At 56.3% G+C, this 6,874-nt stretch carries 6 protein-coding genes and 3 pseudogenes; 3 read left to right on the forward strand and 6 right to left on the reverse strand.

The window, feature by feature from the left end:
- Positions 1-276 precede the first annotated feature (276 nt).
- From ABJK70_RS17815 to ABJK70_RS17835, 5 genes and pseudogenes are all read right to left on the reverse strand, one after another.
- Positions 277-507 carry a hypothetical protein gene (locus tag ABJK70_RS17815; RefSeq protein WP_347258644.1) on the reverse strand — a complete coding sequence of 77 codons (231 nt, stop codon included), beginning with the start codon at positions 505-507 and terminating at the stop codon, positions 277-279.
- A 153-nt stretch (positions 508-660) separates the two neighbouring features.
- A complete protein-coding gene (locus tag ABJK70_RS17820; protein ID WP_347258645.1) occupies positions 661-1,539 on the reverse strand; it encodes a GDSL-type esterase/lipase family protein in 879 nt (292 codons plus the stop codon).
- Between the two features lie 141 nt (positions 1,540-1,680).
- Entirely contained in the window at positions 1,681-2,172 is a 492-nt protein-coding gene (locus ABJK70_RS17825) for a WYL domain-containing protein (protein WP_347258646.1), read from the reverse strand.
- 14 nt (positions 2,173-2,186) lie between these two features.
- Positions 2,187-2,309 (reverse strand): annotated as a pseudogene (locus tag ABJK70_RS17830) (transposase family protein); the annotation flags it as partial.
- A gap of 321 nt (positions 2,310-2,630) precedes the next feature.
- Positions 2,631-2,735, reverse strand: a pseudogene (locus tag ABJK70_RS17835) (ATP-binding protein); the annotation flags it as partial.
- Between ABJK70_RS17835 and ABJK70_RS17840 the strand changes: the two are divergent.
- A pseudogene (locus tag ABJK70_RS17840) lies at positions 2,734-2,856 on the forward strand (ATP-binding protein); the annotation flags it as partial. The pseudogenes ABJK70_RS17835 and ABJK70_RS17840 sit on opposite strands and share 2 nt — an antisense overlap.
- Positions 2,857-3,547: 691 nt before the next feature.
- Here ABJK70_RS17840 and ABJK70_RS17845 read toward each other — a convergent pair.
- Positions 3,548-4,210, reverse strand: coding sequence for a S24 family peptidase (locus tag ABJK70_RS17845; protein ID WP_347258647.1), 663 nt, complete (start codon positions 4,208-4,210; stop codon positions 3,548-3,550).
- 630 nt (positions 4,211-4,840) lie between these two features.
- Between ABJK70_RS17845 and ABJK70_RS17850 the strand changes: the two genes are divergently transcribed.
- Together ABJK70_RS17850 and ABJK70_RS17855 are read left to right on the forward strand one after the other, a co-directional pair.
- Positions 4,841-5,368, forward strand: coding sequence for a hypothetical protein (locus tag ABJK70_RS17850; protein WP_347258648.1), 528 nt, complete (start codon positions 4,841-4,843; stop codon positions 5,366-5,368).
- Positions 5,365-6,807, forward strand: coding sequence for an AAA family ATPase (locus ABJK70_RS17855; RefSeq protein WP_347258649.1), 1,443 nt, complete (start codon positions 5,365-5,367; stop codon positions 6,805-6,807). Before ABJK70_RS17850 ends, ABJK70_RS17855 begins: the two co-directional genes overlap by 4 nt.
- Positions 6,808-6,874 lie beyond the last annotated feature (67 nt).

Here is a 6,874-nt window from a genome sequence, read left to right on the forward strand (position 1 = left end):
CTCTCGGCGAGTCTGTTTCTTCTTGGCGTCAAACGCCAACGAGGCAAAGCTGATTTGTTTCATCGCGTCACCACTCCAGTCGAATGGCGAAAAGCTTAACATGGCGATTTATTCAGAGGTTCCTTAGGAGTCTCGGTCCTGCTTAAAGCGGGAAAGGCTTCACCGGAAGGCAAAATTGGCCCAGACAATTCGCTGTAGAGACCAGTCAAATACGGTCCCTGTTAAACTCACCTTAAGTGCCGCTTTACTTTTTATAATCATAGATCTACAGAAGAATTAACGATCGTGAATTGCTTGGCTCACGCGCCAATACGTGTCGCTGTATTGCTCGCCCTCGGAATCCGCTTCGAGAATCCCTCGCGCCGCCAGTTTCTCGAGGGTCGATCGCCGCACCACTCGGACATTTCGCCCATCCGCCAAACAGAGATAGGCGATCTTCGCCTTGACCGGAGACCAAAGACTTCCGCCTGCTTTCAATTCGAAGAGAATCACCTGTTCGATCCGCATACCCGTTATGGGACCGCACCGATGTGAATTTGATAGCGAAGCACGACGCCGATCGACTGCTTGTCTTGATCACCCCACCACAGGGACCACCCACCGCTGGGGCAGACCCCCTGCGGGAGCCCCGGCGGGCCCCGCCTGTGGAGGGCTGTTCTTTTAGCTGAACAACGGCTCAATGGTCTGATGGATTTCACGCGCGGCTCGCGCGTAAGCGCTGTTGGTCAGATGAAGCTCATTGGCCCAATCGGTAAATGGATCAAGAATCGGCCGAAGATCCACATGGTGGAAGTTGCGATGAGCGCCACCTAAACTGGCGAGCATCTCGTTATAGAGGTCGATGAGGCCGAAAACGATCGACCGTTGCTCGACTTCATCGAGGATCGCCTTTTTCACCAAGGCCGGCTTAAGCCAGGGCCCGGCAAATGTACAGCCAAGCACATCGACGCCTCTGCCGGTTGGGAAGGTATGCCCGTATCCATGGACCACGATGTGCGTTCCTGGAGAACGCTGAGCTACCGCAGCGATCATCCCCTCGAAATAGGTTCGGAAGACGCCGTTAATGATCTGATCGGCGAATACCTCCCGGTACGCCGGCAAGCCGCTCAGCTTGTGATTCAAATACAAATCGAATTCATCGCCCGCCACATCGTTTCCGCCGCCGGAAAACAAAAAGACCTTCGGTTTGATCTGCTCGATACGCCGGAGAATCGTATAAATTTGCGGCACTTCGCGCTCGAAATGGCGGTTGATCCCCGTGCCAAAAATCATGTTCTCGAGGGTATCGCCAGCCTTGGCGAATTTCTCAATGTCGTAGTCGAATAGATTTCGGAGACAATCGATCAAATCGGTGCCCGGCAAGTAATCAAACCAGGAATCGCCCTCGGCAATCAGTCGGCGCCGGCGGACGCCGGTCGCGGCGGAGAGCAAAAATTGCTCTCCGCGTTGCCTCTCGACTGCCTTGAGCTTGGAGGCTTCCTTGAATTCAGCAACCTCTTCGCGCGTGAATTGATCCAAATACGAGAAATTATCGGCCATGGCGATTCATCCTGTGAGTGTTTGAGGCGTTCGGTCCCGATACACTCTGACAGGCACCCGTCACGATCCACAAGTCAGCCAAAGCTTAAAATCGCGTAGGAAATGACTGACGCCAATACAATGTGGCGAATGAGCTAGGCTTTAATCGTAGCTGATCACGATTTGGCGCGCTTCTGGCGTCTCAGGCGCCCAAGCCAATTGTCTTTCGAGATAAAACAGTAAGGATTTTCGAACACTGAGTTTCAGCTGTTTTGAGCGCGACATTCTGTATTCATAAGCGATCGCTTCCTGTTGTTCCAACGAGAGTGCAGGGTTAGGAATCAGGGTCACGTCGATCCGGGTATGCCAATCATGATCCAGCTCGGGTTCGATCTCGCTGGGTTTGCGCTTCCGGGTTGTTTCGATCCGCCCAATGACAAAATCACGGAAGTCCTTCCGCGTATGGCAATACGCCCTAACGTGCCATCGCCGGCCGTCCGAGGCAAACGCATGCGGCGAAATCCAGCGCCACGATGCTTTCGGATCGGTCATCGACTGATACCTAATTTCGATCGCCTCCCGATTGCGAACCGCCTGGATCAGAACCTGCAAGGTCTCCGGGGCCGCAGTGCGAGGCGGCAAGAGCCACGCCATCGACAATCCTGCCGATGACAGTAAAAACGCCGGGTTTCCACGTGGAGCGTGACCGACCTGCCCGCTACTGGCAGGTCAGCCAGATCACGGGTATAGCAACTATGGACACGTCGGCTGGGCGTCCCACAGCTTGGGCAATTCGCCAACGATAACGTGCTCCGAACGATTGTGCTGACGCGGGTGTTTTCCGTTTGAAAGGGTGTGGCCGAGAGCGACGGTGTCGGTAAGAAAAGATGGGGAGGTAGCATAGGCCCTTGGGCCGGCCCTCATGCGGAGAGTTCCAAACAGACGACGGTGCCGATCCCTCACTGCACCACAAAAAGCGCGGGAGAGCGGTGAAAATGTACCGGCGGGGCGGAGAAAGCGTGTCCCAGGGCGGCACGAGAAAGGGGCCTTGTGGCCCCTTTCTTCGTTTTGAGGAAGCGGTTTAGTTGGCGTCCGGCTCCGGGCCGTTTGAGCTTGCGTTTCCGGCTCTGAGCCAAGCGGTAGCTGTCGCCGTTCATCTCGAGAATATGCACGCGGTGGGTCAGGCGGTCGAGCAAGGCGCCGGTGAGTCGCTCGGATGCCACCCTGGCCGATGCCATCCTCGACCGCCTCGTCCATCAGTCTCACCGACTCATCTTAAAAGGAGAATCCCTGCGGAAAAAAGAACCAACTAACCATCCGAAAACACCATCATCGTGACCGACTCAGGTAGAATTTAAACCCCGCGCAATACCACTTCATTCAACCGGTCACCATCACCGAAACGGCCGATCACGTTCACCGAAATACGCAGCGGAGGATCGCATTAATCGGATCGGTCAGAACCAGCAGGTCGCCATCACCTACTTGCATGCCCTTCGTACCGTAGACGATAGAATGCTGGAAATCCTGGCGTACAAGCGGGGTATTGTGAACCGGGCCGTGTCCTTAGTCTCACCTTATGGATACAAAAAGGACGGCACGCCCCGGCGTCAGGCGCCGGGACCCGGCCGACCACGACTGGATGACGCTGAGCGGGATAGACGCCGAAAGGTCAGCAAGTCCGGCTGGCAAGCCAAAAATCCCGAGTACATGAGGGAATATATGCGACGACGGCGGGCCGCCGTTAAAGAACAAAAACACTAGCTAAAATAACATCCAAGACAAATGGAGTCTGGCTTTTCGTCATCCCACAGATCTTTGGATTGAAGCGAAACTTACACCGGCAACGACGGCACTCATCGCCTAGCCACCTGTCATCCTGTCCACTTAGCGAAGATGAGGCTCTACAAATGGAGTACATGATGCGCCTGAAGCGATTCCCTTTGTCGAATCAGCCTGAAAAGCACTTAAGCTTTAAATTTTGTCACTCAATCTTCCCGCCCCACCTCGGGTGATTCTGTCGGCCAAGTCATAATTTACTTAGCACGCGCACCACTCGCCCCATGATCGTGATTTGGCCATCGGTTAGTTCGTCACGGCGAAGCTCAAACGCATGGTAAGCAGGGTTATCGCTGGAAAACCGAAGCTTACCTTGTGGCAGGATTTGGAGGCGCTTCACGAGTAGCCCCTCGTGCAATTGCAGCAAGTAAATGCCTTCATGCTCGGCCATAACTGATACTCGATCCACCAAGACAAGATCACCATCCCGCAGGGTCGGATCGAACGATGAACCCGTAATCCGATAAAGACAAAGCCGTTGATCGGCTGGGGCGAGTTCAGCCCGAATCCAATCCGTTCCAGCCTCCCTGTCATACGACTCAACGGCGCTATTCGCTCCTGATTGATCCGCCCTACCCCCCATGGAGCAAATAGGAAATGTAACTTCCCAAGAATCCATCACTGACGGTGAATCGATTCCTGCGGAGCCCGACTGATCTGACCAACGTTTGAGTACGCGCGCTTGGGCGCGGGCTTCTGCCCACTCACTGACCTCTAACCGCAACCGCACCAGGTCCAGAAAATCGGCCTCGGTCTTGGCCGCGACGACCGCTAAGAAGTCCACATCCGGCAAACGACCACCACGTTCGTAGTTCACCAGAGTGTTTTTGTGAAATCCCAGCAGGGTCGCCATTTCATCGAGCGTCCGGGAGCCCCGAATTGCTTTTAGTTTCGTTCCAAGCACATTCATAGCCAAATATACTGTGACATCGATCACAAATCACGATTACTATAATTGCACGATCATACAATCGTAGTACAATGGATCTCGAAGCTTGGGACTATGATTCGGCGCAACGGCAACAGTGTTTGAATTACCCGCCGACAAGCTTGGGAAAGCAAGATGACATTGTGCAAGCTGTAACCACCGCTGCACATGTGATTTTGTAAACCTCTTCTCCCTTCAGATCACAACCGGCAAGTTTCAACCTAAAGGGCGAAGCGGGAGTTCACTTTACTTTAACGAACGAGAACTCAACATCATTGTATGAAAAAAGAACCCAAAAATCACCTACAACCGTATTCTTCTGCCATTCATAGCTCCGCGAGCGGAGCCCAAAGCCACACTCCCGCAGCACTTTGCTCAGCCTGCCGTCACACACCCGTATCTGTCAAAAAGGTTCAGCTTTGCCGCCCCTGCTATAACCGCGTTCATGCACAAAGGTATCGTGTGAGGCAAAAGTTATGCACCACGACAGGCATGCCTTTGCTTCGTGAGCCCAAGGTACCAAGGTCCAACTTGATCTGTCGGGAATGTGGCCATGTGGGCATCCATACCCGCAAGTCCGGACTCTGCTTGCGCTGCTATTGCCGCGACTACGATAAAAACAACGGCCGTGGCATTAAGCGAGCCCAGGCACTCCGCCGTGACGAGCCGGCGCGGGCCCTATTCTATCAGTATCGCTGCAAATCCAAAAAGCTCGGCCTCCCGTTTGATCTGACGGTCGAGTGGTTCGAGGAACGCCTGGCACGGGGTATCTGCGAAGCGACGGGACTTCCAATGCAGCCTTTGAATGCCGGCGATTCCTTGGCCAAACGGGCCCGCTCCCCTTGGGTTGCCTCGGTCGATCGGATCGATCCCCTGGGCGGCTATACCCAAGATAATGCCCGACTGGTCGTGTGGCTCTACAATGCCGCCAAAAGCAACTACAAGGATCAGGACGTGCTGCACTTGGCCCTTGCCGTCATTGCCCACGCGGCAACGCAAGGTCATCCGAAATCTCTGGCCTTAGCCGACACCGTCCTACAACAGCCCTCTACACCAGGCGCTGAACTGAGGGTGGCCGCATGAACGAGTCGTTTTCAAAACCGACTGCGGACGAGATTGAGGCGCTGTTTGCCGATGCCGATGACGAAGCAGACCGGCTCGAGGCCGAAGAGGTCAAAGCCGCGCTCAACCAGTTGTTCGTCTGGCACCAAAGGCTGAAGAATGATGACCTCGCCGCAAGCCTGGGTGAAGTCGCCTATCGCTTGGCGCAGATCTATGGCTCGGGGGAAGCCGGTGGCCGTCGGCCCGATTTAGCCGAAGGGTTTGGGGCCACGGCGGCGGTACTCGGGCATTTCGAGGCCACCTATGCCCTTGCCGTGCGATACCCCCAGGCACTCGAGCGGGTTAAGGCAGCCTTTGACCTGGGGCTCGATCGACTGCGGACAACCTCAGGGGATGAACGACGCAAGACTTTGGGAGATCAACTCTTGAGTCTGGTACGCTACGCGACGGCCATCGATCCCCGGCTGGCGGTGCAATGGGTGGGCCAGCTGATCGGCATCGTGCTGGATCATTCAGCCCTCGCCCCGCTCTTGCCCGAGGTCCGCTGCCTGGGCGAGCAGGTAGTCTCTGCCACGGGCGGCGGCGTTTACGTGCTCGAAGCCATCAGCCCCTCGAAGGACCGGGTCGTGAGTGAAGTCTTGAAGCGCTACCAAGTCCGGGTTGAACTTCCAACCCCCTTGGCCCCAGTTCCGGATCTTCAGCATCTTCAACAGAGTTTGAATGAGGAATTCCCTTGGTTTCTTCGCGTGACCGACTGGGTGATCCGGCAGCTCTCGGCCCGCGCCTTGGGGCGAGGCTATTTTCAGTTGTCGCCCTTGCTCTTGCTTGGGGATCCCGGCCTCGGCAAGAGCAGCTATGTCAACCGGCTCGGCCAATTATCAAAAGTCCCGGTGCAATTGATCAGCCTCGGCGGCAAAGCCGATGCGCGCGATCTGATCGGCACCGCCCGCGGCTGGGCCACCGGGCACCCCAGCCGACCGCTGACCGTAATTCATGAGGGCGGGGTCGCCAATCCGATCATCACGCTGGATGAGATCGATAAGCCCGGCTCCGCCACCCATAACGGGCATCCGTGGGATGCCCTCCTGAGCTTGTTTGAGCCCGCCACCGCGGCTCGCACTTTCGACGAGTTCCTGGGCGGGCACGCCAATTTGTCGTTCATCAGTTGGATCAGCACGGCGAATTCGATCAGGCTCATGCCGAGCGCCCTGCTCAACCGGCTTGAGGTCATGACCGTACCGGCGCCGCAACGCGAGCATTATCCGGCGATTGTGACCCGATGCATCGAGCAATACCGGGAGCGGAACGGCATTCCGCGCGAACTGATGCCGACGCCGACTCCATCGGACTGGCGGTGGTTGGAGCGGTACTACACCAGCCCTCGGACGGTGCGGCGCGCGGCCGAACTCTGGCTCGAGCAGCGCCTGGTCCAGCAGCTGATAGAACGGCCCCGCCACTGACAACAACCCGGAAGTCATCGAAGAGGGGCCGGATGGTCCGGCCCCCTGATTTCAATCTCTGTCGACC

The organism is Methylocaldum sp. (assembly GCF_039794385.1).
GTDB lineage: Bacteria > Pseudomonadota > Gammaproteobacteria > Methylococcales > Methylococcaceae > Methylocaldum.

Coding starts and splice junctions, on each gene's coding strand:
- ABJK70_RS17825 (WP_347258646.1), bottom strand. CDS start 2,172: ATGGCGTGGCTCTTGCCGCCTCGCACTGCGGCCCCGGAGACCTTGCAG.
- ABJK70_RS17820 (WP_347258645.1), bottom strand. CDS start 1,539: ATGGCCGATAATTTCTCGTATTTGGATCAATTCACGCGCGAAGAGGTT.
- ABJK70_RS17845 (WP_347258647.1), bottom strand. CDS start 4,210: ATGGCGACCCTGCTGGGATTTCACAAAAACACTCTGGTGAACTACGAA.
- ABJK70_RS17815 (WP_347258644.1), bottom strand. CDS start 507: ATGCGGATCGAACAGGTGATTCTCTTCGAATTGAAAGCAGGCGGAAGT.
- ABJK70_RS17855 (WP_347258649.1), top strand. CDS start 5,365: ATGAACGAGTCGTTTTCAAAACCGACTGCGGACGAGATTGAGGCGCTG.